At 56.8% G+C, this 26,590-nt stretch carries 29 protein-coding genes; 19 read left to right on the forward strand and 10 right to left on the reverse strand.

The genetic code is table 11. The features are described 5' to 3' along the window. The first annotated feature begins 50 nt into the window (after window positions 1–50). The 4 genes from ACEWL3_RS03120 to ACEWL3_RS03135 are packed head-to-tail and all read left to right on the forward strand — an operon-like array spanning window position 51 to window position 4,085. Window positions 51–932 carry a formate dehydrogenase accessory sulfurtransferase FdhD gene (locus tag ACEWL3_RS03120; RefSeq protein WP_386177564.1) on the forward strand — a complete coding sequence of 294 codons (882 nt, stop codon included), beginning with the start codon at window positions 51–53 and terminating at the stop codon, window positions 930–932. Beyond that, complete coding sequence (gene mobA / locus ACEWL3_RS03125) at window positions 929–1,531, forward strand: molybdenum cofactor guanylyltransferase MobA (protein WP_386177565.1); 603 nt, start codon at window positions 929–931, stop codon at window positions 1,529–1,531. Before ACEWL3_RS03120 ends, mobA begins: the two co-directional genes overlap by 4 nt. Further along, complete coding sequence (gene mobB / locus ACEWL3_RS03130) at window positions 1,528–2,019, forward strand: molybdopterin-guanine dinucleotide biosynthesis protein B (protein ID WP_386177566.1); 492 nt, start codon at window positions 1,528–1,530, stop codon at window positions 2,017–2,019. The genes mobA and mobB overlap by 4 nt, the downstream gene beginning before the upstream one ends. Continuing rightward, entirely contained in the window at window positions 2,019–4,085 is a 2,067-nt protein-coding gene (locus tag ACEWL3_RS03135; RefSeq protein WP_386177567.1) for a molybdenum cofactor synthesis domain-containing protein, read from the forward strand. Before mobB ends, ACEWL3_RS03135 begins: the two co-directional genes overlap by 1 nt. A gap of 120 nt (window positions 4,086–4,205) precedes the next feature. Here the strand turns inward: ACEWL3_RS03135 and ACEWL3_RS03140 are convergent, their stop codons facing one another. From ACEWL3_RS03140 to ACEWL3_RS03150, 3 genes are all read right to left on the reverse strand, one after another. Further along, window positions 4,206–5,300 (reverse strand): hypothetical protein, encoded by a 1,095-nt coding sequence (locus ACEWL3_RS03140; RefSeq protein WP_386177568.1) that lies wholly within the window; start codon window positions 5,298–5,300, stop codon window positions 4,206–4,208. Window positions 5,301–5,314: 14 nt separating this feature from the next. Continuing rightward, the gene (greA, locus tag ACEWL3_RS03145) at window positions 5,315–5,785 is read right to left on the reverse strand and encodes a transcription elongation factor GreA (protein WP_386177569.1); all 471 of its coding nucleotides are present in this window, start codon (window positions 5,783–5,785) and stop codon (window positions 5,315–5,317) included. A 154-nt stretch (window positions 5,786–5,939) separates the two neighbouring features. Beyond that, entirely contained in the window at window positions 5,940–6,320 is a 381-nt protein-coding gene (locus ACEWL3_RS03150) for a VOC family protein (protein WP_386177570.1), read from the reverse strand. Between the two features lie 85 nt (window positions 6,321–6,405). Here ACEWL3_RS03150 and soxR point away from each other — a divergent pair, with 85 nt between their 5' ends. From soxR to ACEWL3_RS03175, 5 genes are all read left to right on the forward strand, one after another. Continuing rightward, entirely contained in the window at window positions 6,406–6,861 is a 456-nt protein-coding gene (soxR, locus tag ACEWL3_RS03155; RefSeq protein WP_114877178.1) for a redox-sensitive transcriptional activator SoxR, read from the forward strand. A 109-nt stretch (window positions 6,862–6,970) separates the two neighbouring features. Continuing rightward, entirely contained in the window at window positions 6,971–7,750 is a 780-nt protein-coding gene (locus ACEWL3_RS03160) for a DUF2927 domain-containing protein (RefSeq protein ID WP_386177571.1), read from the forward strand. Between the two features lie 103 nt (window positions 7,751–7,853). Continuing rightward, the gene (locus tag ACEWL3_RS03165) at window positions 7,854–9,503 is read left to right on the forward strand and encodes an electron transfer flavoprotein-ubiquinone oxidoreductase (protein ID WP_386177572.1); all 1,650 of its coding nucleotides are present in this window, start codon (window positions 7,854–7,856) and stop codon (window positions 9,501–9,503) included. Window positions 9,504–9,649: 146 nt separating this feature from the next. Further along, window positions 9,650–11,365, forward strand: coding sequence for a tetratricopeptide repeat protein (locus ACEWL3_RS03170; RefSeq protein WP_386177573.1), 1,716 nt, complete (start codon window positions 9,650–9,652; stop codon window positions 11,363–11,365). Between the two features lie 8 nt (window positions 11,366–11,373). After that, window positions 11,374–12,291: a 4-(cytidine 5'-diphospho)-2-C-methyl-D-erythritol kinase gene (locus ACEWL3_RS03175; protein ID WP_386177574.1), complete on the forward strand. Its 918-nt coding sequence runs from the start codon at window positions 11,374–11,376 to the stop codon at window positions 12,289–12,291. On the opposite strand, the gene ACEWL3_RS03180 is transcribed toward ACEWL3_RS03175, so the two are convergent. Continuing rightward, window positions 12,284–13,282 carry a polyprenyl synthetase family protein gene (locus ACEWL3_RS03180; protein ID WP_386177575.1) on the reverse strand — a complete coding sequence of 333 codons (999 nt, stop codon included), beginning with the start codon at window positions 13,280–13,282 and terminating at the stop codon, window positions 12,284–12,286. The two genes, ACEWL3_RS03175 and ACEWL3_RS03180, sit on opposite strands and share 8 nt — an antisense overlap. A gap of 56 nt (window positions 13,283–13,338) precedes the next feature. Between ACEWL3_RS03180 and ACEWL3_RS03185 the strand changes: the two genes are divergently transcribed. From ACEWL3_RS03185 to ACEWL3_RS03195, 3 genes are all read left to right on the forward strand, one after another. Then, window positions 13,339–13,554 (forward strand): putative signal transducing protein, encoded by a 216-nt coding sequence (locus ACEWL3_RS03185; RefSeq protein ID WP_386177576.1) that lies wholly within the window; start codon window positions 13,339–13,341, stop codon window positions 13,552–13,554. Then, on the forward strand, window positions 13,551–14,303 hold the full coding sequence (locus tag ACEWL3_RS03190) for a tRNA1(Val) (adenine(37)-N6)-methyltransferase (protein WP_386177577.1): 753 nt from the start codon (window positions 13,551–13,553) through the stop codon (window positions 14,301–14,303). Before ACEWL3_RS03185 ends, ACEWL3_RS03190 begins: the two co-directional genes overlap by 4 nt. A 110-nt stretch (window positions 14,304–14,413) precedes the next feature. Beyond that, window positions 14,414–14,578: a YdcH family protein gene (locus tag ACEWL3_RS03195; RefSeq protein WP_386177922.1), complete on the forward strand. Its 165-nt coding sequence runs from the start codon at window positions 14,414–14,416 to the stop codon at window positions 14,576–14,578. A 10-nt stretch (window positions 14,579–14,588) separates the two neighbouring features. On the opposite strand, the gene yddG is transcribed toward ACEWL3_RS03195, so the two are convergent. The 5 genes from yddG to ACEWL3_RS03220 form a co-directional block, all read right to left on the reverse strand. Continuing rightward, window positions 14,589–15,452 (reverse strand): aromatic amino acid exporter YddG, encoded by an 864-nt coding sequence (gene yddG, locus ACEWL3_RS03200; protein WP_386177578.1) that lies wholly within the window; start codon window positions 15,450–15,452, stop codon window positions 14,589–14,591. Further along, window positions 15,449–16,387, reverse strand: a complete 939-nt coding sequence (locus tag ACEWL3_RS03205; protein WP_386177579.1) for a transcriptional regulator GcvA — start codon at window positions 16,385–16,387, stop codon at window positions 15,449–15,451. The genes yddG and ACEWL3_RS03205 overlap by 4 nt, the downstream gene beginning before the upstream one ends. 332 nt (window positions 16,388–16,719) lie before the next feature. Further along, window positions 16,720–17,442 (reverse strand): acetoacetyl-CoA reductase, encoded by a 723-nt coding sequence (phbB, locus tag ACEWL3_RS03210; protein ID WP_386177580.1) that lies wholly within the window; start codon window positions 17,440–17,442, stop codon window positions 16,720–16,722. A gap of 75 nt (window positions 17,443–17,517) precedes the next feature. Further along, window positions 17,518–18,693, reverse strand: a complete 1,176-nt coding sequence (locus ACEWL3_RS03215; protein WP_386177581.1) for an acetyl-CoA C-acetyltransferase — start codon at window positions 18,691–18,693, stop codon at window positions 17,518–17,520. Window positions 18,694–18,854: 161 nt separating this feature from the next. After that, window positions 18,855–19,727 (reverse strand): EAL domain-containing protein, encoded by an 873-nt coding sequence (locus ACEWL3_RS03220; RefSeq protein ID WP_386177582.1) that lies wholly within the window; start codon window positions 19,725–19,727, stop codon window positions 18,855–18,857. Window positions 19,728–19,820: 93 nt separating this feature from the next. Between ACEWL3_RS03220 and ACEWL3_RS03225 the strand changes: the two genes are divergently transcribed. The 6 genes from ACEWL3_RS03225 (at window position 19,821) to ACEWL3_RS03250 (ending at window position 24,932) form a co-directional block, all read left to right on the forward strand. Then, on the forward strand, window positions 19,821–20,396 hold the full coding sequence (locus ACEWL3_RS03225; protein WP_386177583.1) for a DNA-3-methyladenine glycosylase I: 576 nt from the start codon (window positions 19,821–19,823) through the stop codon (window positions 20,394–20,396). Window positions 20,397–20,514: 118 nt separating this feature from the next. Beyond that, window positions 20,515–21,135: a 30S ribosomal protein S4 gene (rpsD, locus tag ACEWL3_RS03230; protein ID WP_114877206.1), complete on the forward strand. Its 621-nt coding sequence runs from the start codon at window positions 20,515–20,517 to the stop codon at window positions 21,133–21,135. Between the two features lie 248 nt (window positions 21,136–21,383). After that, window positions 21,384–22,052: a hypothetical protein gene (locus ACEWL3_RS03235; RefSeq protein ID WP_386177584.1), complete on the forward strand. Its 669-nt coding sequence runs from the start codon at window positions 21,384–21,386 to the stop codon at window positions 22,050–22,052. 87 nt (window positions 22,053–22,139) lie between these two features. Next, entirely contained in the window at window positions 22,140–23,240 is a 1,101-nt protein-coding gene (hisC, locus tag ACEWL3_RS03240) for a histidinol-phosphate transaminase (RefSeq protein ID WP_386177585.1), read from the forward strand. Next, window positions 23,224–24,144: a prephenate/arogenate dehydrogenase family protein gene (locus ACEWL3_RS03245; RefSeq protein ID WP_386177586.1), complete on the forward strand. Its 921-nt coding sequence runs from the start codon at window positions 23,224–23,226 to the stop codon at window positions 24,142–24,144. The genes hisC and ACEWL3_RS03245 overlap by 17 nt, the downstream gene beginning before the upstream one ends. Next, window positions 24,141–24,932, forward strand: a complete 792-nt coding sequence (locus ACEWL3_RS03250) for an extensin-like domain-containing protein (RefSeq protein ID WP_386177587.1) — start codon at window positions 24,141–24,143, stop codon at window positions 24,930–24,932. Before ACEWL3_RS03245 ends, ACEWL3_RS03250 begins: the two co-directional genes overlap by 4 nt. Here the strand turns inward: ACEWL3_RS03250 and ACEWL3_RS03255 are convergent, their stop codons facing one another. Beyond that, window positions 24,933–25,937 carry a DUF2125 domain-containing protein gene (locus ACEWL3_RS03255; RefSeq protein WP_386177588.1) on the reverse strand — a complete coding sequence of 335 codons (1,005 nt, stop codon included), beginning with the start codon at window positions 25,935–25,937 and terminating at the stop codon, window positions 24,933–24,935. A gap of 68 nt (window positions 25,938–26,005) precedes the next feature. On the opposite strand from ACEWL3_RS03255, the gene ACEWL3_RS03260 reads away from it, so the two are divergent. Then, window positions 26,006–26,536, forward strand: a complete 531-nt coding sequence (locus tag ACEWL3_RS03260; RefSeq protein WP_386177589.1) for a gamma-glutamylcyclotransferase — start codon at window positions 26,006–26,008, stop codon at window positions 26,534–26,536. The last annotated feature ends 54 nt before the right edge of the window (window positions 26,537–26,590 follow it).

Genomic DNA, 26,590 nt, shown 5'->3' on the forward strand with positions numbered 1-26,590 from the left:
TTGCCCTTAGATTACCGCCAAGTCGTAACGCCATCGCCGGGGGGATACAATTGGCCCAGGATCCAAATCTGCAGGATTACCTCATCGCGCCCGATCCGGGGAACGCGCGCCTGACCCGCGCCGTGCAGGGGATCGACCACACAGGGGCGCAGACGGAAATTCGTGTCGTCGAAGAACGCCCTTTGACAATCTTCCTGAATGCTCAGGAAATTGTGACCGCCATGACAATCGGCGATTACCCCGCCTATCTGGCGCTCGGCTTTCTGCGCAATCAGGGCATGCTGCTGTCCGGCGAAGAGATTACGGGCGTGGATTATGATGAAGAGCTCGAAACGGTCGTGGTGCGGACCGCACGTGCCACCGATTACGAAGACAAAATGCGCCGCAAGACCCGCACTAGCGGATGTGCGGTTGGCACGGTTTTTGGCGATATGATGGAGGGGCTGGAAGGGGTGAACCTGCCTGCCACGTCTGTGCGCACCTCTTGGCTTTATGCCATATCTGCCAAGATCAACCGCACGCCATCTCTCTACCTCCAGGCGGGCGCGATCCATGGCACAGTGCTTTGTAAAGGTGATAAGCCATTGGTCTATATGGAGGATGTCGGTCGCCATAATGCAGTGGACAAGATCGCAGGTTGGATGACGTCCGAAGGTGTGACTGCCGAGGACAAGATCCTTTATACCACCGGGCGACTGACCTCTGAAATGGTGATCAAAACTGCCATGATGGGCATTCCAGTGCTTGCCTCACGGTCCGGCTTCACCGCGTGGGGGGTCGAAATCGCACAACAAGTCGGGCTGACCCTGATTGGGCGGATGAAGGGCAAGCGATTCGTCTGTCTGGCAGGCGAGGACCGTCTGATCCGGGACGCCGACCCTGACGCAGTTGCGGATGAGCCGCGCAAATCCGGGCGCAAGGGGGCGGCATGAAACAACCTCTTGGTGTGATCCTCGCAGGTGGGCAAGCCACGCGCATGGGCGGCGGTGACAAAGGGTTGCTGCCTCTGGGTCAAGGCACATTGTTGTCTGCTGTCATTTCGCGGCTGGCCCCGCAGGTTGCGAAACTTGCGTTGAACGCGAATGGCGAAGCGGCCCGGTTTGCCGGGTTTGACCTGCCCGTTCTGCCCGATAGCATTGAAGGGTACGCGGGCCCGTTGGCGGGCGTTTTGGCGGGGCTTGATTGGGCAGCTAAACAAGGTGCTGAAACGATCGTAACTGCAGCGGCAGACACACCGTTCTTCCCATGCGATCTGGTGCCACATCTGTTGCTGGCCAGCGAAGGCATGGCCCACCCACTGGTGCTGGCTGCGACCCCGGATGCCAAACGCGGCACCGCGCGGCACCCGACATTCGGGCTATGGCCGGTCGCCCTGCGCAATGATCTGCGCGCGGCGTTGCAAGGGGGCCTGCGCAAGGTTGTGCAGTGGACGGATCAGCATCATGGACGCATCGCAACGTTCCCTGATGAGGCTGCGTTTTTCAATGTGAATACGCCCGAAGACCTGGCCAAAGCGGAGCGAATGCGATGAGGATCTATGGCGTCGTCGGGTGGAAAAACGCAGGAAAAACCGGGTTGATGGAGCGGCTGGTGACTGAAATAACCGGGCGTGGCATCAGCGTTTCAACCGTAAAACATGCGCACCATTCTTTCGACGTGGACCATGCGGGCAAGGACAGCCATCGGCATCGGGTTGCGGGGGCCACCGAAGTGCTGCTGGCGTCACGCAATCGGGTGGCGTTGATGCATGAGTTGCGTGATGATCAAGAACCAACGCTGGAGGCGCTGTTGGCCCGGCTCAGTCCTGTCGATCTGGTATTGATCGAAGGGTACAAACGTGATGCCCATCCCAAGATCGAAGCGCACCGTGCGGAAACTGGCAATGCGCTGATTGCGCCGGGGGATGACACGATCCGCGCCGTGGCCAGTGACGTGCCGCTTGATCTGGACCGTCCTGTGTTTGATCTGAATGACACAACCGCCATCGCTGATTTTATTCTGGCTGAGGTCGGGCTGTGATGGCGTTTGATACCGTTATTATGGTGGATTGGTCAGGTGGCAATGACCGGGGCAAAAAACCCGCAAAAGATGCAATCTGGGCTGCAGTGAACCGGGGCGGGGAAGCCCAAGAGCCCGTGTATCTGCGCAACCGTCAGGTGGCAGAGGCGTGGCTCTCGGATATTTTCCGCGTGGAATTGGCCGCCAACCGCAGGGTGCTGGCAGGGTTTGATTTTCCCTTTGGCTATCCACAAGGGTTTTGCAGCGCTGTCACCGGCAGTGACGATCCCCTTGCGCTTTGGGATTGGTTCGAAGCGCGGATCGAGGATGCACCAGCCTCCAACAATCGTTTTGATCTAGCGGGTAAAATTAATGTGGCTTTGGGCGGTAGTACCGGGCCGTTCTGGGCCAACGGTTTGCAACGCGATATTGCGGGCCTGCCACGGACTAAGACACGCTATGAGAATCCGTTCCCTGAAAGGCGCGAGGCAGAGGAGCAGGCAAAGGGTGCTTTTACTTGCTGGCAGATGGCGGGCGCTGGCGCGGTTGGTTCACAGGTTTTCATGGGCCTGCCCGTACTTTCACGGTTACGACGCAAATTTCCGGTGGCAGTTTGGCCGTTCGCAGCCTTGGATGCCCCAATCGCATTTGTTGAAATCTGGCCGTCGCTGACTATCAAAGATGCGCCAGCGGGCATGATCAAGGACGCTTGGCAGGTCGCAGAGGCCGCCCGGCAGGTATCAGCGTTGAGCAGTGAGAAGCTCGTAGAAATGCTGGATGTACAGGCCCCTGAGGAGGGTTGGATTTTTGGACTTGGCTATGAGGATGTTCTGATGGTCCGTAAGGCACCGCCGCTGAGAAACGATTGTTTTGCGCTGCCGCCCGGCGTGCATTGGACCCCGGTTGACGAGGCATTGGCGCTGTTGCGAGATCGATTGCACCCGGTCACAGGTACAGAGCACGTTGCGATTGCTGAGGCATTGGGGCGGATCGCTGCAGACGACGTCACCGCCAACCGCGCGAACCCGCCGACGGCCAATACCGCGGTCGATGGCTATGGCTTTGCCGGGGGTTGGGGGCCGGGTGCGCATGAACTGCCGCTTGTTTCAGGTCGCGCAGCGGCTGGGGACACGCCGCAAGCCGTTGCAGACGGACAAGCCATTCGCGTGCTGACCGGGGCCGTCCTGCCGGGTGGCGTCGATACTGTGGTGCTTCAAGAGGATGTGGTGCTTGATGGTGGCAAGATACGCTTTTCAGGACCGGTGAAAGCCGGTGCAAACACCCGGCAGGCGGGCGAGGATGTGATCAAGGGGCAGAAGATCCTGGCCAAGGGCCAGCGGATCAATGCCCCGGAACTGGCCTTGATGGCGGCAACGGGCGTGTCCAATGTCCCTGTGCGAAACCGGCTGAAGGTTGGCATTCTGTCGACCGGCAGCGAACTGGTGAACCCGGGCGATCCAGTCAAACAGAGCCAGATTTTTGACGCCAACCGACCAATGCTTTTAGCGATGATAACGCAGTTTGGGCATCAGGCAGTCGATTTGGGCAAGGTGCCGGATAACCGCGAGGCCCTGCGCGCGACCTTGGATCAGGCGGCGGGTGAGGTTGATGTGATCATGACCAGTGGCGGGGCGTCGGCGGGGGACGAGGATCATGTGTCGGCCCTGTTGTCGCAGTCCGGTGCGATGACCTTGTGGCGCATCGCAGTGAAACCGGGCCGCCCTCTGGCGCTGGGGATGTGGGATGGCGTGCCGGTCTTTGGGTTGCCCGGCAATCCGGTGGCTGCGATGGTCTGCACCTTGATCTTTGCGCGGCCCGCGATGGCAGTGCTGGCAGGGGGAGATTGGTCAGAACCACACGGGTTTGACGTGCCGGCCGCATTCGAGAAACGCAAGAAAGCCGGGCGGCGCGAATACCTACGGGCGCGGATGCGGGACGGCCAAGTCGAGGTTTTTGGCTCTGAGGGGTCGGGTCGGATCAGTGGATTGAGCTGGGCCGAAGGATTGGTTGACCTGCCTGAGCAAGCGCTGGATATTGCACCGGGCGATCTTGTGCGTTTCATCCCTTACGCGAGTTTTGGCATTTGATGAGCCGGTGAACTACGTGGCTCTGGTCTTGATGCCATCCGCTGCCTTTGCATTGACCCACCAAAATTGACAGCCACGGGTCATATTCGGTTCCATCAACGAGGCAGCATCCGGTTTCCGTTAATCAAACGTCCCTGCGCAGCGGCCAAGCAGCATGAAGGCCCGCGCCGTGCGGGTGTCGGCAAGGGCGGATATTTCACCGTCTGATGCGGTTTTTTCAAACTCGGCAAACGTACGATCAAATCGGCGCAGAAAGTGATGTGCCGCATCGCGGAAAATCGGGTCTTGCTTCATCCGCGCATTGGTCAGCGCCAAAGATGATCGGTCCCGAATACCGCCCAATGCCGCAATCGTGCGGCCCCGCGCACCTTGGGCAAACTGGCGCCAAACCTCGGGACGGGCGCGGTCGGGCCGCAGGTCGTCCATGTAAATCCCGTCCTGGGACATCAAGGTCAGCACATCCTGAGCGGCCTGAATCAATTGCGAGGCTGAACGGTCCTTGAGCGCGCGCCGCAGTGAGGTAAAGCCCACTTCATCCTCTGCCGTTTCGGGAAAATTCAACGCGCGGATAAAATCATCGGTCGCCAGCACCGGGGCCATATCAATGGCTTGCGTGCCCAGCGCAAGCGCGGGCTGGTCATCTGCAACAGGATGATCGACCTTGATCACCGGGCGGGCATTTTCATCGCGCCGGCTTTGGAAAATCGCCAAAGCGGTTTCTGTCTTTTTCGCAGCCGCGGCGATTTCATCAAGTTTGCGCGCCACAGAGGGTTCAGAACGCAAGCTGCTGCCCTGCTGCTGCGCAATATAGGTCTGTCGGATTGCATCAATGGCGGCTTGTAACCTCTGGCTTTCCTCGCGCATCACACGGCTGGCGCGGGCGGCGATTGCGGCAACCCAGATCATTGCGACCGGCATGAAAATCGCCAGCATTGTCATTAAGAACCGCAGTCCACCTGACCCGTCATCCGGATTGCTGTTGTTGGGCATCAACACAAAAAAGAGCGCAGAACCCAGCAGCCAGACGATGCTGAGCGCAAGAGCGATCACCTCAATCCCGGTGACAACATCCGGTTTTGTCTTGTCGTAGATGCCCAGTGGTGTTGGTCTGGACGCAACACTTGAGGATTTGGCCTTGGCAATGCGCGGGTCCTGCACCGGCCCGTCATTGGGTCGGGTATCCGGTCTGGTCTCTGGCTGCGGTGTGTCAGTCATGCCTGAACCCCCTTTCAGGCGTAAACGATTTTGAGAACCTCATAGGATTTTTCGCCCCCCGGCGCGCGAACAGTCACTGAATCGCCTTCTTCTTTGCCAATCAGCGCGCGCGCGATCGGGGACTTGATGTTGAGCAGACCGTTTTCGATCTTGGCCTCATATTCGCCCACAATCTGATAGGTTTTTTCCTCACCCGACTCTTCGTCGACCAATGTCACCCGTGCGCCAAATTTGATCGCCCCGGACAGCTTGGCAGGATCAATGACATCGGCCAGCGAGATGGCACCTTCAAGCTCTTTCACGCGGCCTTCGATAAAAGACTGCTTTTCCTTGGCGGAATGGTATTCCGCATTTTCGGAGAGGTCGCCGTGTTCTCGTGCTTCTGCGATTGCCTTGATGATGGCCGGGCGTTCAACGGATTTCAGGTGCTTGAGCTCGGTCTCAAGTGCAGTATGCCCTTGCCGGGTCATCGGAATCTTTTCCATGGGCAGTCCGTCCACGTAATGAGGGCCGCGCCCCGATTTGATTGCGGGGGGCGGCCGAATTGAAATTGCTTGGTAATTACCTGACCTAAACTGGCACAGGATTGCAAGGGGCAAGGGTGTCGTTGTCGGCGATGCTTGGCCAACTGGTGCCGCGTCAGTCGTATTGGACAACCTCATATTCGATGCCGTCATCGTCGTGAAAATAGAACCTGCGCCCAGGTTCATAATCGGCGTGGTTACCGGTCTTAAAGCCGTGTTGCTTGATCGCCCGCTCGGTTGCATCAAGATCGTCAACCACGACCGCGATATGGTTGAGGCCGCCCGTCACCTTATAGCTGGTGTATTTAGGTTTCGTCGCATCACCCGGTGTGTAAAGCGCCACATATTGTGTGTCGGTCCCTACGTGTTTTGTATGCCCTCCAGCGATGGCATTGCCTTCCCAGCGGATATGCCAGCCAAACAGTTTTTGCATCCAATCGGCGGTCGCCGCAGGGTCAGATACAGTATAGTTTGCGTGCTCAAGTTTTGCAGTCATGATGGTTTCCTTTGGATTTTAGAGTTGACTACTTGCTGTGATAATTCCTAAACCTAACTTTAAGTCAAGGTAGTTGTGAGGCACTATGGCAATTAATGATGGGCTCTCTATTGGTGCACTGGCGGCGCGCACGGGCTTGGCAGTTTCGGCGATCCGGTACTACGAAGCGCAAGGGTTGATCAAACCTTGGCGTAACAGCGGGGGACAGCGGCGATTTGAACGCGCCGACTTGCGCCGCCTCAGTTTTGTGATGATCGCGCAGCAATTTGGATTCACCCTGCCACAGATCAAAGCAGAACTGGACCGATTGCCGGGCGGGAGGACCCCGACGAAAGCAGACTGGGCACGGATCAGCGAAGGGTTTCGTGCAGCACTGGATCAGCGGATCACAACGCTGACCAAATTACGCGATAATCTGGATGGGTGTATCGGCTGCGGGTGCCTGAGCCTTGAGGCCTGCGCGCTTTATAATCCGACCGACAAAGCGCATAAAAAAGGGCAGGGGCCGCGGTATTTGATGGGGGATAGCCCCGATCCCTGACGTCACGTCGAAGTCACAAAACATTCCAGACTGTGCATAAGCGTGATTTGACTTAAGGCCGTTTTCAGCGATGATTATCTCAGAGAAGGGGTTCTCGTAGAGGTGTGTAATGCGCAAGGTTCTTAGCGTAGTAACCGTGTTTGCACTTGGTCTGGCTGTCTGGTTAAGCAGCGATGCAGCGGCAGATGATATCAGCGACGCGCGTGTCATTGTGACTGCCAAGGCGAATACGATCAAGAAATGGCAATACCCGCCACGGGTGATTGTGGTGCATGATAGACCCGTGGATCGGGCTGCGTTTGCAGACGTGACTGATTTCATCTCGTCCACGACCGGGCTGGCGCTTGAGCCGCCAACGTTTGTGGAAATGACCGGCCACGACACGCGGTTCTACACCGCCTCTCGGTATGCGCCGCGCACAACCGGACCCGGAAGGATGACCTCTGATCTGCTGATCGCACAACAGGAAGATCTAAGCCTGACTGCCAATATTTTTGTGTTCATGGTCTCGCCGCCTGTCGCGTCGCATTTCATTGCGCTCACCCTTTACGGTCGGTCCTCAGCCAATTTGCCGCGCGCCTACGTGCAGGGGGCAGGACCATGTTACTTCAATGTGTTGTCGAATGCGGTCAGTATTCATTTCGGCACAATCCTGATTGCGCCTGACATTGACCCGGCGATGCAGCGGGCCTGCATCTATGAGGAAATGGTGCAAGCCATGGGGCTGATGAATGACGCGGAAAACTCAGCGTTTTTCACCTTGGACAATCTTGCTGACGACAAACCGCGTGACTACGACCGTAGATTGTTGTCTGCGCTTTATGATGACCAGATCACCAATGGTGACGATGTCGAAAAAGTCCTGAGCCTCTACGCTGCGAGGCAATAAAAAAACCACTCGCGTTGAAACGAGACGTTGTGTCGCGATTGCATTGGATCGCTGCGTAGTCTAGCCATTTCAGAACGAATTTTGCCCGAAGGGAGCGCCTGATATGGCTGAGATTGAACGCGAAGCGATGGAATATGACGTGGTGATCGTCGGTGCAGGTCCAGCGGGATTGTCCGCGGCGATCCGGCTTAAACAACTGGACCCCGATTGCAACGTTGTTGTGCTTGAAAAAGGCTCCGAAGTTGGTGCGCATATTTTGTCAGGTGCCGTTCTGGACCCCTGCGGCATTGATGCGTTGATCCCGGATTGGAAGGAAAAAGGTGCCCCAATCACGGTCCCGGTCCGGAAAGACAATTTCTATATGTTGGGTGAGGCCGGTCAGCTGCGCATCCCCAACTTCCCGATGCCGCCACTGATGACCAACCACGGCAATTACATCGTTTCGATGGGCAATGTGTGCCGGTGGATGGCCGAACAGGCAGAAGCGCTGGGCGTTGAGATTTTCCCCGGTATGGCCTGCTCTGAGCTGGTCTACGGCGACAAGGGCGAAGTCAAAGGGGTTGTCGCGGGTGTCTTTGGTCTTGAGGCCGATGGCAGCTATGGCGAGAACACTGAGCCGGGGATGGAATTGCACGGCAAATACGTTTTCCTGTCCGAGGGCGTGCGCGGGTCACTGTCCAAACAGGTGATCGCAAAATACGGGTTGGACGACGGCAAAGAGCCACAGAAATACGGCCTTGGCATGAAGGAAATCTGGGAAATCGACCCGGCCAAGCACAGCGAAGGCACTGTGACGCATACGATGGGCTGGCCATTGAACAGCAACGCAGGCGGTGGATCTTTCATCTATCATCTTGAAAACAATCAGGTTTATGTCGGTTTTGTTGTACACTTGGGGTATAAGAACCCGCACCTGTTCCCTTACATGGAATTCCAGCGTTTCAAACATCACCCGATGGTTGCCGAACTGCTGAAAGGTGGCAAGCGCGTGGCCTATGGCGCGCGTGCGATCACCGAAGGGGGCTACCAATCCATGCCCAAGATGGTGGCACCGGGTGTGGCACTGTTGGGATGTTCAGTGGGCATGGTCAATGTGCCGCGCATCAAGGGCAACCACAATGCGATGTTGTCTGGCAAAGCCGCAGCTGAGGCGGCGATTGCCGCGATCAAGGCCGATCGGTCAGGCGATGAATTGAGCGACTATGAAGCGGATGTGCGCGGCGGTGCCATCGGTGCAGACCTGAAAAAAGTGCGGAATGTCAAACCTTTGTGGAGCAAATATGGCCTGACAGCATCCTTGGTATTGGGTGGTATGGACATGTGGACCAACACGCTGGGCTTTAGCCTGATGGGCACGCTGAAACATGGCAAATCCGATGCTGAAGCCACGGAAGAAGCAAGCAAGCACAAAGTCATCGACTACCCTAAACCGGATGGGAAATTGTCGTTTGACCGCCTGACCAATGTGGCCTTCAGCTTTACCAATCACGAGGAAAGTCAGCCTTCGCATCTGACGCTGAAAGATGCTTCCATACCGGTTAAATTAAATCTGCCGAAATATGCGGGCCCGTCAGCGCGCTATTGCCCGGCGGGCGTCTATGAATTTGTGGAAGAAGCGGGCAAGGACACGCGGTTTGTGATCAACTTTCAGAACTGTGTGCATTGCAAAACCTGCGACATCAAAGACCCGGCGCAGAACATCGTCTGGACCACCCCTCAAGGTGGCGATGGGCCGAACTATCCGAACATGTAGAGAGAAAAAGGCGGGCGTTGCCCACCTTTTCCATTCGCGGTCTTTCGCCGAATTTCTGTCACAGGCGCGTCACCCTTAAAGCGTTGCCATTGCGCTTGGGAACAGACCTGATACCTTTGTAAAAAAGCGATAGAGGTCGGGTTTTCATGTTTCGAAATGTAATCGGTCTGGCGACTGCGATAGCGATAACAATGTCGGTTTCGCCGCCGGTCCATGCGCAAACAGCGGCGGGTTCGTATCTTGCAGGTCGCTATGCGGGCGCGCGCAGCGACTATAGCGAAGCAGCCCGGTATTATACTCAGGCGCTGGCGCGGGATCCCGGTAATGTCGAATTGCTGGAAAGCACAGCGCTTTCCTATCTGTCGCTGGGAAAGATTGACAAAGCCCTGCCTTTGGCGCGCGCGCTTGAAGAAAAAGGCCAGCGCAGCCAGGTGGCGCATCTGGTGATTATTGCAGGCCTCGGCCAGCAAGAAGATTTTGCCGCCCTGTTGGCGCGCGACATTGATAATGAGGGCGTTGGCCCCTGGGTTGATGGGTTGATCAAAGCCTGGGCGCACATGGGTGCAGGTGATGTGACCTCTGCGATGGCTGCCTTTGACGCGCTAAGCAACGAAGCCGGGATGCGGGGCATTGTGATGTACCACAAGGCCTCTGCACTCGCGAGCGTGGGCGATTATGAAGGGGCCGAGGCGATCTTTGGTGCCGAAGACACCGGTGCGGCTAACCAGACGCGGCGAGGCGTCATGGCGCGGATCGAAGTTCTGGCGCAATTGGATCGCCGTGAGGAGGCGTTGACCCTGTTGCGCGACAGCTTTGGCGACGCCACCGATCCTGAACTGGATCAGGTGATCGCAGCGCTTGAGGGCGATGAGCCTGTACCGTTCACGCATGTAAGGGACGCCAAAGAGGGCATGGCAGAGGTATTTTTTACCTTTGCTGCAGTCCTCAAGAACGAGGCGGCGGCGGACTATTACGTATTGTTGTTTTCGCGCATCGCGCGGTATCTGCGCCCGGACCACATCGACGCCCTGCTGCTGTCCGCGGGCCTGCTGGAGAGCCTTGAACAATACGATCTGGCAATCGACGAATATAAATCCATTCCCGCAGATCACCCCGTTTATCACGCGGCGGAACTGGGCCGCGCAGATGCACTGCGCCGGGCCGGTAAGGATGATCAGGCCATCGAGGTCTTGGAACAACTGGCCCGCAGCCATGGCGATTTGCCTGCCGTGCATTCGACATTGGGTGACGTCTTGCGCAGCCAGGAAGACTTTGCTGGCGCGATCATCGCCTATGACAAGGCCATAGACCTTTCCACGGAAGGGGCCCGCGCCCGCTGGGTTCTGTATTATTCGCGCGGAATTGCGTACGAGCGGTCAGGCAAAGGCAAAGAATCCGAAGATGACTTTCGCGCGGCATTGGCCCTGAATCCTGAACAGCCGCAGGTCCTGAACTATCTTGGCTATTCGCTGGTTGAACAGCAACGCAATCTGGATGAAGCACTGGATATGATCGAGCGTGCCGTCGCAGCGAGCCCAAATTCCGGGTACATCGTGGATTCATTGGGCTGGGTGCTGTACCGGCTAGGCCGCTATGACGAGGCCGTCGAGCAGATGGAGCGCGCGGTTGAACTGGTCGCTGTTGATCCGGTGGTAAATGACCATTTGGGCGATGTTTATTGGGCTGTTGGCCGTCTGCGCGAAGCAGAATTTCAATGGAGCCGCGCCCTGTCGTTCATCAAAGAGGACGATACCGATACCGAAGCAGACCCCGATCGCATTCGCCGCAAGATTGAGGTTGGACTCGATGTGGTGTTGGAGGAAGAAGGCGCGCCCCCATTAAAGGTCAGCAATGGCAACTGAGCGTTCCAATGTCTGAACCCATCAAGTCGATTACCGTTTTTGCCCCTGCAAAGATCAACTTAACGCTTCACGTCACAGGTCAACGCGCGGATGGCTACCATTTGCTCGACTCTTTGGTGGTTTTTGCCTCAGTCGGTGATCGCATTTCTGTGCAAGAGGGCACTTCGCTGTCGATGATAACTGAAGGACCCGAGGCGGCGGCGGTGCCGTCAGACATGAACAATCTCGTGCTCAAGATCGCTTCGCTCTTCCCGGATATGCCGGGCGTGTCATTCCGGCTGACCAAGAACCTTCCGGTGGCCTCTGGAATTGGGGGGGGATCGGCTGATGCGGCCGCCGCCTTTAGGGGGTTGATGGCGCACCGGAACGGCCGAGTTGGGGATGCGGAAATCTTTGACCCACAGCACACGCCATTTGCAGAAAAACTGCTGAAACTGGGGGCCGATATTCCGGTGTGCCTGCGCTCGGTGCCGACGCGGATGCGGGGTATCGGTGAGGTACTGGAATCTGTCCCGGACCTGCCGCCGCTGTTCGGGGTTCTCGTGAACCCGCGTGTGCATGTATCGACACCGGAAGTTTTTGCAGCCTTGGAAACCAAAGCGAATGCGCAGATGCTGCCGCAAATTCCAACATTTTCCAGTGCGCAGGAATTTATCTTGTGGCTGTCAACGCAGCGCAATGATCTGCAAGACCCGGCTCGCCGTCTGGTTCCGGAAATAGACGCGGTTATCGCGGCACTGGATGCTTGCCCTGAGTGTCTTTTGTCGCGCATGTCTGGATCAGGCGCGACCTGTTTTGGTCTCTTTACCAGTCTTTCAGATGCGGAAGGTGCGTCGAACCACATTGCCAAACGTCACCCGAACTGGTGGGTAAAACCCGTCAAATTAGGCAGTATGGACAAGACTGCTTTGCCAGAATTTAGTTGATCCGGCTGACCACATAGTCCGCCAGATCGGACAACATGTCCCTCACCTCATGATCAGGTAGGCCGTCCAGCGCGGCGCGCGCCTTGCCCGCCCAGGCCAATGCGTCATCTTGCGTCTGGGTAAGTGCGCCGTGCTTTTGAAGTAGCGCCAATGCCTGCTCCAGATCGCCGTCCTCCTGCCGCCCTCTTTCAATGGTGCGGGTCCAGAACGCACGTTCCTCTGCATCTGCTTTGGCAACGGCTTTGATCACCGGCAGCGTCAGTTTGCGTTCGCGAAAATCGTCACCGACATTCTTGCCAATAGCCGTTGAATGCCCCTGATAATCCAGCAGGTCATCGACAATCTGAAACGCCACACCCAGTGCATCACCATAGTCAAAGAGCGCCTTCACATGGGCCTCCGGTGCACCGGCAATCACACCGCCGACTTCGGTCGCGGCTGAGAAAAGAGCCGCGGTTTTGCCGCGCACAACCTGAAGGTAGATACCCTCATCCGTTGCCAAATTCTGTGCTGCGGTAAGTTGCAGCACTTCTCCCTCGGCAATCGTCGCAGAGGCATTGGACAAAATGCGCAGCACGTCCAATGAGCCGGTTTCCGTCATCAACTGAAAGCTGCGCGAAAACAGGTAATCGCCAACCAGCACCGATGACTTATTGTCCCACAAAAGATTCGCAGTCGGGCGCCCCCGGCGCTGTGCGCTTTCGTCCACAACGTCATCGTGCAGCAATGTTGCGGTATGAATGAACTCGACCGTAGCGGCCAAATGTACATGGTATGGGCCATCATAGCCACACATCCGCGCCGCAGCCAACGTCAGCATCGGCCGCAGACGCTTGCCGCCAGCGTCGACCAAATGCGCTGTCACCTCAGGAATGCGGGGTGCATGTTTTGATGCCATGCGGTCTCGAATGATATCAGCAACCGCAGCCAGATCGTCGACCAGATACGCCGCCAATCGGTCATGAGGTTTATGCGTGCTGTCGTTTTTCATAAACGTGATTCCACCCAAGGCTCGACAAATCGGCCAGACTGGCCCACATCTCTGATATGAAGGAACTTTTGCGCAGCCCAGACATGACTATCATCGCTTTTGCAACCGCCCTTCTCAAGGGCGAGGATATAGACTGCTTTGAAATGGACGTAAACATGAGCGTGCTCGAAGGTGGCATCGGAATTTTCCCGCGTCGATTGATGGTGCACCCCGATAATCACGAGGCGGCGGTAAAAGTCATGCTCGATAATGACATCCCGTTGGGCATGTGAGCGGGTATCGCGACAGCGAATTGACGCATGACGCGTTTCTGGGCGGTCAACTGCATCTGTTTCAGCCGCGCCATGGCTACCGTGCGGGCGTTGATGCGGTACTGCTGGCAGCCTGTGTTCAGGCCGAAGCAGGACAATCTGTGCTGGAACTTGGCTGCGGCGTGGGAGCGGCGATCCTGTGCCTCAATGCGCGGATCCCCGGACTGGCATTAACAGGGGTCGAAGTACTGCCTCAAAATGCCGCACTGGCGCGGCGCAACGGTGGTGCCGCATTGGAGGTCGTGACAGCAGACCTTGCGGATATGCCCCTGCATGTGCGGCAGCGGCAGTTCGATCATGTGCTTGCAAACCCACCGTATTTTGACCGGGCTGCATCGGTATCATCAGATGATCCCACCCGCGAGGCTGCACATGGCGAACACACCCCTTTGCACAAGTGGGTCAAGATCGCGGGCAAACGTCTGGCTCCAAAGGGCCGTGCCTATTTCATCCACCGCGCAGAACGTCTGCCTGACCTGATCCGTGCGCTGCCGGCTGATCTGGGTTCCGTCGAAGTGTTGCCCTTGGCACCCCGGAAAGGGCGGCGCGCCGAGTTGATCATACTGCGCGCCCGCAAAAACGGGCGCGCCGCGTTTCGGCTGCTGAACACCTTTGTCATGCATCAGGGTGCTGCGCACGGCGAGGATGGCGATGCATATGTGCCTGCATTGCGGGCTGTCCTGCGGGACGGTGCTGCGCTGGAATTCTAGACGAATTTAGGCATTTGTTTACCACCTGTCGCGTTATGCTGCGGGGCAGCGTGACACAGCCTGAAAAGTGTGGTGAACTTAAATTCCAAACTTTCATCAAGGAGGATTATATGGCTCTCAACGGACATCTGGAGACCCTCAAGCGCAAGCATTCGGCAATGAGTGAAGCGGTCGAAAACGCCCAACGCGCACCCGGAGTGGACGATCTGGAAGTTGCGACGATGAAAAAAGAAAAATTGCGTCTGAAAGAGGAAATCACGCGCCTATCGAACTAACGAACGATTTTTATTTGGAAAAGCTGGCGCGTGCTGCAATCGCGGCACCGCCGGTGATCAGCAGAGCAGCCCACAGCAAAACATAGCTGGGCGCGGCGACGCCTGCGATGACGAGCACCAGAGTGGACAGCAAGGGTGCCGCATAGGAAGCGGTGCCTAAAAGCTGTATATCGCCCTGCTTTACCCCAATGTCCCAAACATAAAAGGCAAGGCCAACCGGGCCAAGCCCAAGGCCGGCGATCGCAGCCCAACCCAATGCTGTCGCAGGCAGCACAGTCTCTTCCCAGATCAGATGCAGTGGCAGAGACAGGGCCGCCGAGGCGAGGCAGAATACGGCGACGGAGGCTGTAGGGATTTCACCGACGCTTCGGGATAACACCGAATAGCCAGACCACGTCAGCGCACATAGCCCGGCAAGTGCATAGCCCGGCAAGTGTTGGCCAGAGAATCCTGTACCGCCGCCCGTGATGATCAGTGCAGCACCCGCAAAGCCCAGCAAGGCACCGACGACATGGCCCTTGCGCAACATTTCGCCAGGCAACAAGCCAGAAAACAAGACGATCAACAACGGCCATAGATAGGCGATCAACCCCGCCTCGGCCGCAGGCGCAATTCGCAGCGCGGAGAAATATAGGCCGTGGTACCCAAACAGGCCCAATGTGCCAATGAGGTAGACGCGCATCGGGACGCGGCGCAGACTGGAAAGCGCGCCGCTCACTGTGGTCCAGATCAGGCCCAGCGTACCACCCAGACCAAAGCACAAGGTGTTGAGCAGGAACGGTGGTGTCGGGGCGGAGCCCACCGTAAAGAGCGCCAGCAGCGCCCATAGAAGCACAGCGCAAAATCCAACAGCGGTGGCACGGCGGCGAGTCATTTGGATGGGGGGTCCAACAGGTCAATACTTTGGGCAATATGTGCCGTTTTTTCAATTTCCCGCAAGATCCATGTCCTGAACGCCAGAACCTGAGGCCGCGTTTCTGTGCCTTCGGGACATAAGAACCGGAACCGCGCCCCCGTAGGCAGTGCCTTTGGGTAGGGTGCCATCAGCCGTCCGTCTGCGAGGTCCTTGATCACCAATGCGCGGCGGCCCAATGCCACCCCGACACCGGCGAGTGCGGCATCAATGGCATGGTCGCCCTGAGAAAAACGCGGGCCAGTATTTGGTATGACGTCCATAGCCATAGCGCGAAACCACGTGGGCCAGTCGATTGGCGGATCAAGAAAATCTATGGATTCGTCGACAATCAAAACCGCATCGGCAAGGCTTTGGGGTGTCGGGAATCTCCGCGCCATTTCTGGGGTCATGACGGGCACAACCCATTCGTCCGCCAAAGGTAAAGAGTATAGTCCGGGGTCTGGACCCAGACCAAAACGAATTGCAACATCAATACTGTCACGGTTAAAATCCATGATCCGCAAAGATGCGGAAAACCGCAGCTCTATATCTGGATGTGATTGGGCAAAATCAAACAGGCGCGGTGCCAGCCATTTGGCAGTAAAGGCGGGGCCGGCCGTCACTGTCAGGGTCTGATGATCCTGCAGGCGCTGCGCTGCGCGCCAACCGGCTGCAAGCGCCTGAAAACCGTCTGATGCCGCAGGGGCCAAGGCGCGTCCGGCCTCTGTCAGTTCAACGGCGCGGTTGAGCCGCCGGAACAATGGCGCGCCCAGATGCTCCTCAAGCGATTTGATCTGAAAGCTGAGCGCAGCGGGCGTCACATGCAATTCTGCGGCTGCCAAAGCGAACGACATATGGCGCGCAGCGGCGTCAAAAGCACGTAAGGCGGTAAGCGGGGGCAAGCGGTCCGTCATGTTCAGTTAAGTACAGCTTAACTGAAGTCATGGAAAGTCTCGTTTGTCAGATTGCGGCAGAACGCCCATGTTGAGGGGAAGATAACAAACGCTGATCCAGCACCCGGAAGGAAATGACCATGTTTGAAGCGACCACAAATCCCGCCGCCCGCCGTGCCTTTGATGCCGCCCATGCTGAACGCGGACGTGCAATGGCAAATGTGTGGAGCTGGCTGTTCACACCTACATCCCGCTGAACAAAGGCCTTTGTTCTTACGCGATGCAAAAAGGCCGGATCATTCGATCCGGCCTTTTTTTGTATTTCATTCCGCACTTTTCAGAGCATTTATTGATCAGACAAAATACTGTGCACCGTTGGCAGAGATCGTCGAGCCATTGATAAAGCCCGCATCGTCCGACACGAGAAATTTCACTGCGCGTGCGATTTCTTCTGGCTCGCCCAAACGCCCGGCTGGAATTTGTGCGATGATGCTTTCGCGCACTTTTTCCGGAACGGCCATAACCATGTCCGTGCCAATGTAACCAGGGCAAACGGCATTGGCGGTAATGCCTGCGCGTGCGCCTTCCTGGGCCAGTGATTTGACGATGCCGAGATCGCCCGCTTTGGTCGCGGCATAGTTCACTTGGGCAAACTGGCCTTTTTGACCGTTGATGGAACTGATCACCACGATACGGCCAAATTTCCGTTCGCGCATGCCGGGCCAGATCGGGTGAATGGTATTGAACACGCCGGTCAAGTTGGTGTCGATGACTTCTTTCCACTGCTGTGGGGTCATTTTATGGAATGGCGCATCGCGGGTGATGCCCGCGTTGGCGACGACCACTTCGATTGGACCTAGGTCGGCTTCTACCTTTGCAATGCCCGCAGCGGATTCCTCATAATCGGCGACATTCCATTTGTAGGTTTTGATGCCGGTTTCTTTGGTAAAGGCGGCGGCAGCCTCGTCATTGCCCGCATAGGTTGCGGCGACATTGTAGCCGGCGTCTTTTAATTCTTTGGAAATAGCTGCGCCGATCCCTCGGCTGCCTCCGGTGACCAGTGCGACTCGGGACATTTAGATCCTCCTCAAAGGGTAGTGATATTTCAATTCAAGCGGCAGACGCGCAATTATCTTGCGCGCCCATCATTCTTAGGGACGCTCAAGGCACATGGCAACACCCATACCGCCACCAATGCATAAGGTAGCGAGACCTTTTTTTGCGCCGCGCCGCTGCATTTCAAAAAGAAGCGTGTTCAGGATGCGCGCACCGGAAGCCCCGATTGGGTGACCGATGGCGATGGCACCGCCGTTGACGTTAACGATTGCAGGATCCCAGCCCATGTCCTTGTTCACGGCACAGGCCTGTGCGGCGAACGCTTCGTTGGCCTCAACAAGATCAAGGTCTTCTGCCTTCCAGCCTGCTTTTTCCAGTGCCTTGCGTGACGCATAGATGGGGCCGACGCCCATGATGGACGGGTCCAGACCGGCGGTGGCATAGGACGCGATGCGCGCCAATGGGGTGATGCCGCGCTTTTCGGCTTCATCCGCGCTCATCAACAAGGCACCGGCGGCACCGTCGTTCAGGCCGGATGCGTTGGCCGCGGTGACTGAGCCATCCTTGGTGAAGGCGGGGCGCAGTTTTTGCATGGCCTCCATCGTCGCACCATGGCGAATGTATTCATCTTGATCGACAACGATGTCGCCTTTCCGGCTTTTGACGGTAAAGGCCGTGATTTCGTCAGCAAATTTGCCAGCCTTCTGCGCAGCTTCGGCCTTGTTCTGACTCGCAACTGCAAATTCGTCTTGCTGATCACGGCTGATCTGCCATTTCTCGGCGACGTTTTCGGCCGTTTGACCCATATGGTAGCCGTTGAACGCATCCCACAGACCATCACGAATCATCGTATCGATGAATTGCAGATCGCCCATTTTCTGACCGGCACGCAGGTTTTGTGCATGGGGCGAAAGCGTCATGTTCTCCTGCCCACCCGCAGCGACGATAGACGCATCGCCGAGTTGGATATGCTGTGCGGCCAATGCCACGGCGCGCAGGCCGGAACCACACACCTGATTGATCGACCATGCGGCGCTTTCCTGTGGCAGACCTGCATTGATATGCGCCTGACGGGCGGGGTTTTGGCCCTGTGCAGCGGTCAGCACCTGACCCAGAATTGTTTCGCTAACCTCGGACGCATCAACGCCTGCACGGGCGACGATTTCCTTGAGCATGGCGGCACCCAGGTCATGGGCGGGTGTTGTGGCGAACGAACCTCCAAAGCTGCCAACGGCAGTACGGGCGGCGGATGCGATGACGACGTTGGTCATGAATTATTGTTCCTCTACCTAGTTGGCCGAGGATAATCTGTCGCGGCATCCATCATTGTACGCAGCGACTCCCCCACCTTGTCAGGAAGTCATAGCGGATGCGCCGCATCGCGGCAACGGGGCCTGCGTTGATGCCGCGTTCCCGATGTGCATGACTTTGCCTATCCGCTGGCGCGAACCGCCGGATTATGAAGCCAGGATGGACGCGTGGTTGGGGCGCTGAAATAATATCCTTGCAGGCAATCAATGCCCATTTCAGTAAGCACAGCCGCATCTTGCGCATTTTCAACAAACTCAGCCACTGTCAGCATATTAAAATGTTCAGCGATCGAAATCATCGCGGCGGTCAACGCCCTGTTATCCGCGTTGTCAGCGATACCTTTGATGAATTCACCGTCAATCTTGAGAATATCAAAATAGAAGTCCTTGAAATACCTGATCGCCGTATGCCCGGCCCCAAAGTCGTCTAAGGCGAAACAGACGCCAAACGGTTGCAGCTCATCCATCAAATCTGCGACCAATTCGGGCACCGTCATTGCCGAGCTTTCGGTGATCTCAAGGATCAGGCGTTCCCCGATGGTCTTGTCACGATTGAGAAACCGCCGGATCATCTGATTCCATGATTTGTAGCCTATGGAACGCGCAGACATATTGATCGACAGGCGTAGGCCGGGATTGTCTTGCAATGCCAACAGACCTGCACGCAGTGCAAGAACGTCAATCTGCCGACCCGTTTCGGTATTTTCGATGACTGGCATGAAATCGCGCGCGGGAATGACCCGGCCCGTCGCGTCCATCACCCTGATCAACCCTTCAAAGAAAGCCACTTTGCTATGATCGCCGGCCCGCATGACCGGTTGATAGGCCAACAGCGTTTGTTTGTATTCAATCGCATCTTTCACCATCTCAAGTGTCGATTTATCACGCTGTGAGACTGCGTAGCTTAACGGATTTTCAGAACCCGGTGCGATATCGGCGAGCCGACGTTTGAATTGACTTACCACGGTGTTACACTCTTCATTGTCCAGATACATTTGTTGCTGAGAAAGTCATAACGGGACCTTAAAGCGCTGATTTATCGCCAATTTTAAGGGCCACCAAATTGGCCAAATGCAGGAAGACGCGACATGGAGCGATGCGGATGGGCCGGGCTGGAACCAATATACATAGACTATCATGACACCGAATGGGGCGTGCCGGAATACGACAGCCGTGCGCTGTGGGAAAAGCTGATCCTGGATGGATTTCAGGCAGGGTTAAGCTGGATCACAATTCTGAAAAAGCGCGATAATTTTCGTGCCGCGTTTCAAGGCTTCGATCCGAATAAAATTGCTGATTGGTCCGCTGAAGATGTTGAAAGATTGCTCGAGAACCCGGGGATCATCCGCCATCGTGGCAAAATCGAAGCGACAATAAACAATGCCCGCGCCTGGCAAACGATAGAGGCCAACGAGGGTTTTGATGCCTTTATGTGGCGCTATGTGGATGGCGTGCCGCTACAGAATGAATTTGCGACCCAGGCCGATGTGCCGCCGTCCACCAAACTTTCAGAACAGGTGTCAAAAGATTTGAAAAAAGAAGGTTTTAAGTTTTGTGGACCCACCATTGTTTATGCTTGGATGGAGGCCTGTGGATTGGTGAATGATCATATTCTGACCTGCCATCGGCACGACGCATGCGCAGCGTTGGCCAAACCCCGTTGACTTCGCCCCATCACCCCGTATAAGCGCGGCTTCATTGGTGTTGGTGGCCCTCGCAAGGGGATGCCTGTCGGGGGAAACCCAGAGGACAACGCCCTTTATAATTTAAAGGAGAACAGCCGTGACAAAACGCACCGCTGCCAAACATAAACTTGACCGTCGCATGGGCGAAAACATCTGGGGCCGTCCAAAATCCCCAGTTAACCGCCGTGAATATGGCCCCGGCCAGCACGGCCAGCGCCGTAAGGCAAAGATTTCCGACTTCGGCATTCAGTTGCGCGCCAAGCAAAAGCTCAAGGGCTATTACGGCGACCTGACCGAAAAGCAGTTCCGCCGCATCTATGGTGAAGCTGAGCGTGTTAAAGGCGATACAGGTGAAAACCTGATTGGTCTGCTTGAGCGTCGTTTGGACGCGGTTGTGTACCGTGCCAAATTTGTGGCGACTGTATTTGCCGCACGTCAGTTCGTGAACCACGGCCATGTTCGTGTGAACGGCAAGAAGGTGAACATCCCGTCTTACCGCGTAAAAGAAGGTGACGTGATCGAAGTGCGTGACCGTTCCAAGCAGATGGTCGCTTTGCTTGAAGCCACACAATTGGCTGAGCGTGACGTGCCTGACTACATCGAGGCCGATCACTCCAAAATGACCGCAACATTTGTGCGCACCCCTGCATTGGGTGATGTGCCATATCCGGTGATGATGGAACCAAACCTCGTCGTGGAATTCTACGCCAAGAACTAAGCCTTGGATTTCCGAGCATCAAAAGGCCGTCCCATGGGGCGGCCTTTTTCGTTGTGGCCGCGCAATTGCCACCTGCACTGCCCATTGTGGCCGTTTTTGCCGCATAGTCAGGTCGGGTCCATATCGGTCATAAACGTACCACTAATCCTATGAACTTACAGTATCGAGCCGCGCAAGAGCGCCATGACCAAATACACACACAAGCAACCCTATTGGCGGGACCGCCGGATGGGCTGTGCAAGCGTGCCGTGCAATACCATCATATCTACCGGGCATCGGGTGGCATCTTTTGCTTTGCGTTGATCGCCGCCCACGGGGCGGTTTGGGCCCAGTGGTATCTGAAAATAGCGCGGATCGGCGCGATTATTCTGGCCCTGTTGGATCGACGTGCACCCGGCAATTATCGCACGCGCATGGCGCATTTTGACGCCTACACCGGCGCGCTGAAAGACATAAACCGGCGGGTGATGATCAAAGCCTATACCATTTTACACTTTTCCAAAGACGGTATGGATGACAGCGCCCTCGTGGATGATCTGCCAAGCGAGATCGTCATTGAAATACGACGCCTGTTGGCTAGGCAGATGTCTGGGCACCCAGCAACTAATGCCGAAAAACGCGTGCTTTACGAAGCTTTCTTTCGCTGGGAACAAGACAATGCGGTTGGTCCAAGTGTCGAAGCGGCAATGGCTGCATTTGACTGGCCCTTGATGCGCGGTCTGTGCCTGCGCCCTTGGGTCTGGTTTTCGTATTTCCGCGCAGGGCGCAGCCTGAACTTCAAGGATTTCACCAGCGCTGAGGAACGTGTCGAAAAGGGATTGACAGCGTTCGATATGGCGGCTCTGCGCGGATGGGACGAGGTCGACAGATCATTGCGGCGCAACCCATTTGTGCGTCGCCTCACAACACCGCAGTGACGCCACTGGATTGCGCAAAGGACAATCCTACTGGTCATGGCTGGGGGGCGGCGTTAGAACGGCCCCATCTATAGGGGAACTGCCGACATGACTGCGATCACGCCACAGCCGGGCATCATGGATATCGACCTTTACCAAGGGGGTGCTGCACATGTGGCAGGCCTAGATAACGTGGTAAAGTTGTCATCGAACGAAAACCCACACGGCCCAAGCGAGGCAGCGCTTGAGGCCTACCGCCGTGCGGCTTTTGAATTGCACCGCTATCCATCGTCTGACCACGCCCCGCTGCGCAAGGCGATCGCCGAGATACTTGGATTGGATGCAGACAGGATTATCTGTGGTGCCGGTTCGGACGAGGTTATTACCTTTCTCTGTCAGGCTTACGCTGGTCCGGGGACAGAAGTGATTCACACCGAACACGGCTTTGCAATGTATCGGATTTCGGCACTCGCGGCCGGTGCCACGCCGATGGAGGTCGCTGAGCGTGAACGCGTGACGGATGTGGACGCAATTCTCGGAGCCTGCACCGACGCCACGAGATTGGTGTTTATTGCCAACCCCAACAATCCAACTGGCACGATGATTGGGTTGGGCGAAATCGCGCGGCTGGCGGATGGCTTGCCGCCTCATGCCCTGTTGGTTCTCGATGGTGCCTATGCCGAATATGTCGATGGCTATGATGGGGGTGCTGCACTGGTGGACGGCCGTGAAAACGTGGTGATGACGCGCACATTCTCCAAACTCTATGGATTGGGCGGATTGCGGATTGGTTGGGGGTATGGACCGGCGCATGTCATTGACGTGCTCAACCGCGTGCGCGGCCCGTTTAATATTTCACAATCAGGACTTAATGCGGCGGAGGCCGCAATGCGTGACACGGCCTACGCTACCTTTTGCCGGACGGAAAACGCACGCTGGCGCACATGGATGGCGGATGCACTTGCGGAAATCGGCGTGCCGTCCGATGTCTCATGCGCAAATTTTATTCTGGCGCGGTTTGCCTCCCAGGCTGAGGCGGAAGCCTGCGATGCGCATCTGCAATCTCAAGGGCTGATTGTGCGACGTGTGGGGGGGTACAACCTGCCCAATTGCTTGCGGATCACGGTCGGCGACGAAAGCAGTTGCCGCCGCATTGTTCATGCTGTCCGACAATTCAAGAACGGGGGCGCAGATGGCTCAGGTATATGACCGCGTTGCTCTAATTGGCCTTGGCCTGATTGCCTCGTCGATGTTCTGGGCGATGAAACGCGGCGGGTTGGCGGGCGAAGTTGTGGGTTTTGCCCGCAGCGCGGAAACCCGCGATACTGCCCGCGAAATTGGTCTGTGTGATCGGGTCTGCGATACGCTGTTGGAGGCGGTTGAGGGGGCGGACCTTGTGGTGCTTTGCGTGCCGGTTGGGGTCATGGGCGCGATCGCTGCAGATATGGCGGCGGCATTGAAACCCGGGGCCACCGTCACGGATGTGGGATCGGTCAAAGCGGATGTGATCGCACAGGTCGGTCCACATTTGCCACAAAACGTACACTTTATCCCCGGTCATCCGCTGGCAGGGACAGAACATTCCGGGCCAAAGTCTGGATTTGCAGAGTTGTTTGATAACCGCTGGTGCTTGTTGGTGCCATCCGAAGGCACCGATCCGACTGCTACGAAAACGTTGCGCGCACTTTGGGAAGGGATGGGATCCAACGTCGAGGAAATGGACGCCGAACATCACGATTTGGTCTTGGCCGTGACCAGCCATGCACCGCACCTTATTGCCTATACGATGGTGGGTGTCGCGGACGACCTGCGCCGGGTGACCGATAGCGAAGTGATCAAGTATTCTGCCGCGGGCTTCCGCGATTTTACCCGGATTGCGGCCAGTGATCCAACAATGTGGCGCGATGTTTTCCTGAGCAACAAAGAGGCGACGCTCGAAATTCTGGGCCGTTTCACAGAGGAACTTTTTGCGTTGCAGCGGGCCATTCGTCAGGGCGATGGCGACCATCTGCATGATTATTTCACCCGCACCCGTGCTATCAGGCGCAGTATTATTGAGGCTGGGCAAGACACCGATGCGCCAAACTTTGGCCGGGAAGTTGGCAAGAAATGATCCGTGCTGCGCTGATATTTTCCTTGGTGTTGGCGCAGTCCGCATGGGCGTCACCGACAACATCAAAGCGTCCTGTCCAACGTGGTGGCAACGTGGTTCTGCCGGTTGAGGTTGCACCGTCGGGAGCGATCGCTCCGCCGGTCGGGGATGCGCAAACCCAAGACGCGCGAAAACCGCGTGGCGGTCTGATGTTATCACTGCGCCCGTTGTTTAGGTCCAGCAAAGTTGAGAAACAGGCCCGCGCGCAACGCCAGATGAGGGCGAAGGGTGCGGTTTGTGGTGATGTTGCCATTCAGGGTGAGGCCATTGGCAGGGTCAAAGGCAGGTTGAACGGCTGCGGCGTTGAGAACGCTGTGCGCGTGCGATCGGTATCTGGCGTTACCTTGAGCCAATCAGCGGTGATGGATTGTGTGACCGCGAATGCGTTGAAAAGCTGGCTGGAAAAGTCGGCCAAACCCGCACTGGGACGCAAAGGAGGCGGCCTCAAGAGCCTTCGGGTCGCGGCGCATTATGCTTGCCGGACGCGGAACAATCAAAAGGGTGCCAAGGTCTCGGAACATGGGCGCGGACGGGCGATTGATATTTCTGCCTTTCGTCTGGCGGACGGGTCCGAGGTTAGCGTGCTTAAAGGGTGGAACGCGAAGTCGTCCAGCAAAGTAATGCGGCAAATGCATGCCGGGGCCTGTGGGCCATTTGGCACCGTTCTTGGCCCTAATGCGGATCGGTTTCACCGCGATCATTTCCATTTTGATACGGCGCGCTATCGCAGTGGCCGCTATTGCAAATAATCACTGAAAGATCAGGCGCGGCACCGGGCCCAGCCTGATGGCCCCCAGCAACATGTCCCCGTCGTGCATGGATAGGGTCAGGGTCAGATCATCCTGACTGCCCCCCAGATTAGACAGCGCACCGAGCAGGATCTCCATCTGTAAACGCTGTTCGTTCGGCAATGCATCACTGGCGTCGACCAGAGTGATGATCTCGCGCCAGTTTGTGACGGTAACGGAAATTGTCCCGGTCGGGATGCCTGAGGGATCGATGCTCAGATCACCAGAGCCCAGCAAGCTGAGTTCCCCCCATGAGGCTTCTATTTTATTCAGGGTCACCGCGCGGGGTTGCGGATGCCTCTCAGTCAATGCGCTGCGGTCCCACGGCATGTCAAAATCGACGCTCAGGTCAGCGGTAGAGACGTCAAATGACGCAGGCCACTCTGCTGGCAGCGACAAAAGCGCGCGGGGCAAAGTGCCGGGGGTCAGATTGTTGGCGTTTACATCAATTTGGTAGGTTTCGGGGGATGCATTGTCTTGGGTCGCCGCGATATTCAGAGCTTCCGCTGACAGGATGCTGCCGTCGGAAGAGCCGATGCGCCACGCCTCGCTGACCGCACTCAAGCTTTGCAGTTGCAGGCTTGCGCTGGGCCGCAGACGCAAGTCAGCTTGGGCATCCGTCGCTTGCAATGTGAAGTGACCAACAGGTGTCATGATGTGTAACGGGGCGTCTGGCAGTTTCACTGACATATAGCCGGGCCAATAGACGGCCCCCGTCAGATCCAATTGCGGTGCATCGACCCCCAGACCTGTGGCGGGATCAGCAACCGACACATCCCTGAGGCGGGCGCGCAGAAACAGCGGGAAACCGTGTTTCGAAATTTCGGCAACCTCAACCTGCCAACCCAAGTCGCGCCGGTTGTCCAGCCACGTGGTCAGCAGGTGCTGTACCCCGGAGGATGCTGCGGCCCACCATGCGGACCACATCACCAGCAGGACTAAGATCAGCCAAGCCAATCTGCGCATCGTTGATAACCCCTTTAACTCAGCCCGCAGATGCGGTTTACCCAAGCCATCAATGAAGGACCAGCGTGATGGCAATGTGGGTATTTGGATACGGCAGCTTATTGTGGAACCCGGGTTTCACCGTCGCGGAAAGCGTGATCGCCACGCTACCGGGCTATGCGCGGTCGTTTTGCATGCGGTCAATCCATCACCGTGGCACCGAAGATCACCCCGGCCTGGTGCTGGCCCTGGACGAACATGTCGAAAGCGCCTGCGAAGGAATGGCGCTTCGGGTGGCGGATGGCGCTGAGGCTGATACCCTGGAATACCTGCGCGAACGCGAGCTGATCTCATCGGCCTATGTTGAAAAGAACCTCACGATTCACCTGGCCGATGGCCGGGACGTGACGGCATTGGTGTATGTCATCGACGAGGGCCACGCGCAATATTGCGGTGGTTTGCCGCTGGAAGAGCAGGCGCAGATCATCGCGAATGCCGTGGGTGGGCGTGGGCCAAATACCGAATATCTTTATAATACGGCAACACATCTGGCAGAGGTTGGATTGCACGATCCGGCATTGGAATGGCTCCACGACAGAGTGAAAACCCTCACCACATAAATTCTTGGCATATGCCTATGTTTTCAGTGTAAGCTGCGCGCAAAGCAGGCAAAA

This window comes from Sulfitobacter sediminivivens (genome assembly GCF_042611115.2).
GTDB classification, from domain to species: domain Bacteria; phylum Pseudomonadota; class Alphaproteobacteria; order Rhodobacterales; family Rhodobacteraceae; genus Sulfitobacter; species Sulfitobacter sediminivivens.

Coding starts and splice junctions, on each gene's coding strand:
- ACEWL3_RS03205 (WP_386177579.1), bottom strand. CDS start 16,387: ATGACGGACCGCTTGCCCCCGCTTACCGCCTTACGTGCTTTTGACGCC.
- phbB (WP_386177580.1), bottom strand. CDS start 17,442: ATGTCCCGAGTCGCACTGGTCACCGGAGGCAGCCGAGGGATCGGCGCA.
- ACEWL3_RS03180 (WP_386177575.1), bottom strand. CDS start 13,282: ATGAAAAACGACAGCACGCATAAACCTCATGACCGATTGGCGGCGTAT.
- mobB (WP_386177566.1), top strand. CDS start 1,528: ATGAGGATCTATGGCGTCGTCGGGTGGAAAAACGCAGGAAAAACCGGG.
- ACEWL3_RS03195 (WP_386177922.1), top strand. CDS start 14,414: ATGGCTCTCAACGGACATCTGGAGACCCTCAAGCGCAAGCATTCGGCA.
- ACEWL3_RS03250 (WP_386177587.1), top strand. CDS start 24,141: ATGATCCGTGCTGCGCTGATATTTTCCTTGGTGTTGGCGCAGTCCGCA.
- ACEWL3_RS03185 (WP_386177576.1), top strand. CDS start 13,339: ATGAAGGAACTTTTGCGCAGCCCAGACATGACTATCATCGCTTTTGCA.
- ACEWL3_RS03260 (WP_386177589.1), top strand. CDS start 26,006: ATGGCAATGTGGGTATTTGGATACGGCAGCTTATTGTGGAACCCGGGT.
- ACEWL3_RS03225 (WP_386177583.1), top strand. CDS start 19,821: ATGGAGCGATGCGGATGGGCCGGGCTGGAACCAATATACATAGACTAT.
- soxR (WP_114877178.1), top strand. CDS start 6,406: ATGGCAATTAATGATGGGCTCTCTATTGGTGCACTGGCGGCGCGCACG.
- ACEWL3_RS03215 (WP_386177581.1), bottom strand. CDS start 18,693: ATGACCAACGTCGTCATCGCATCCGCCGCCCGTACTGCCGTTGGCAGC.
- ACEWL3_RS03135 (WP_386177567.1), top strand. CDS start 2,019: ATGGCGTTTGATACCGTTATTATGGTGGATTGGTCAGGTGGCAATGAC.
- ACEWL3_RS03170 (WP_386177573.1), top strand. CDS start 9,650: ATGTTTCGAAATGTAATCGGTCTGGCGACTGCGATAGCGATAACAATG.
- greA (WP_386177569.1), bottom strand. CDS start 5,785: ATGGAAAAGATTCCGATGACCCGGCAAGGGCATACTGCACTTGAGACC.
- ACEWL3_RS03245 (WP_386177586.1), top strand. CDS start 23,224: ATGGCTCAGGTATATGACCGCGTTGCTCTAATTGGCCTTGGCCTGATT.
- ACEWL3_RS03220 (WP_386177582.1), bottom strand. CDS start 19,727: ATGTATCTGGACAATGAAGAGTGTAACACCGTGGTAAGTCAATTCAAA.
- ACEWL3_RS03255 (WP_386177588.1), bottom strand. CDS start 25,937: ATGCGCAGATTGGCTTGGCTGATCTTAGTCCTGCTGGTGATGTGGTCC.
- ACEWL3_RS03140 (WP_386177568.1), bottom strand. CDS start 5,300: ATGACTGACACACCGCAGCCAGAGACCAGACCGGATACCCGACCCAAT.
- ACEWL3_RS03150 (WP_386177570.1), bottom strand. CDS start 6,320: ATGACTGCAAAACTTGAGCACGCAAACTATACTGTATCTGACCCTGCG.
- ACEWL3_RS03165 (WP_386177572.1), top strand. CDS start 7,854: ATGGCTGAGATTGAACGCGAAGCGATGGAATATGACGTGGTGATCGTC.
- mobA (WP_386177565.1), top strand. CDS start 929: ATGAAACAACCTCTTGGTGTGATCCTCGCAGGTGGGCAAGCCACGCGC.
- hisC (WP_386177585.1), top strand. CDS start 22,140: ATGACTGCGATCACGCCACAGCCGGGCATCATGGATATCGACCTTTAC.
- ACEWL3_RS03175 (WP_386177574.1), top strand. CDS start 11,374: ATGTCTGAACCCATCAAGTCGATTACCGTTTTTGCCCCTGCAAAGATC.
- yddG (WP_386177578.1), bottom strand. CDS start 15,452: ATGACTCGCCGCCGTGCCACCGCTGTTGGATTTTGCGCTGTGCTTCTA.
- ACEWL3_RS03160 (WP_386177571.1), top strand. CDS start 6,971: ATGCGCAAGGTTCTTAGCGTAGTAACCGTGTTTGCACTTGGTCTGGCT.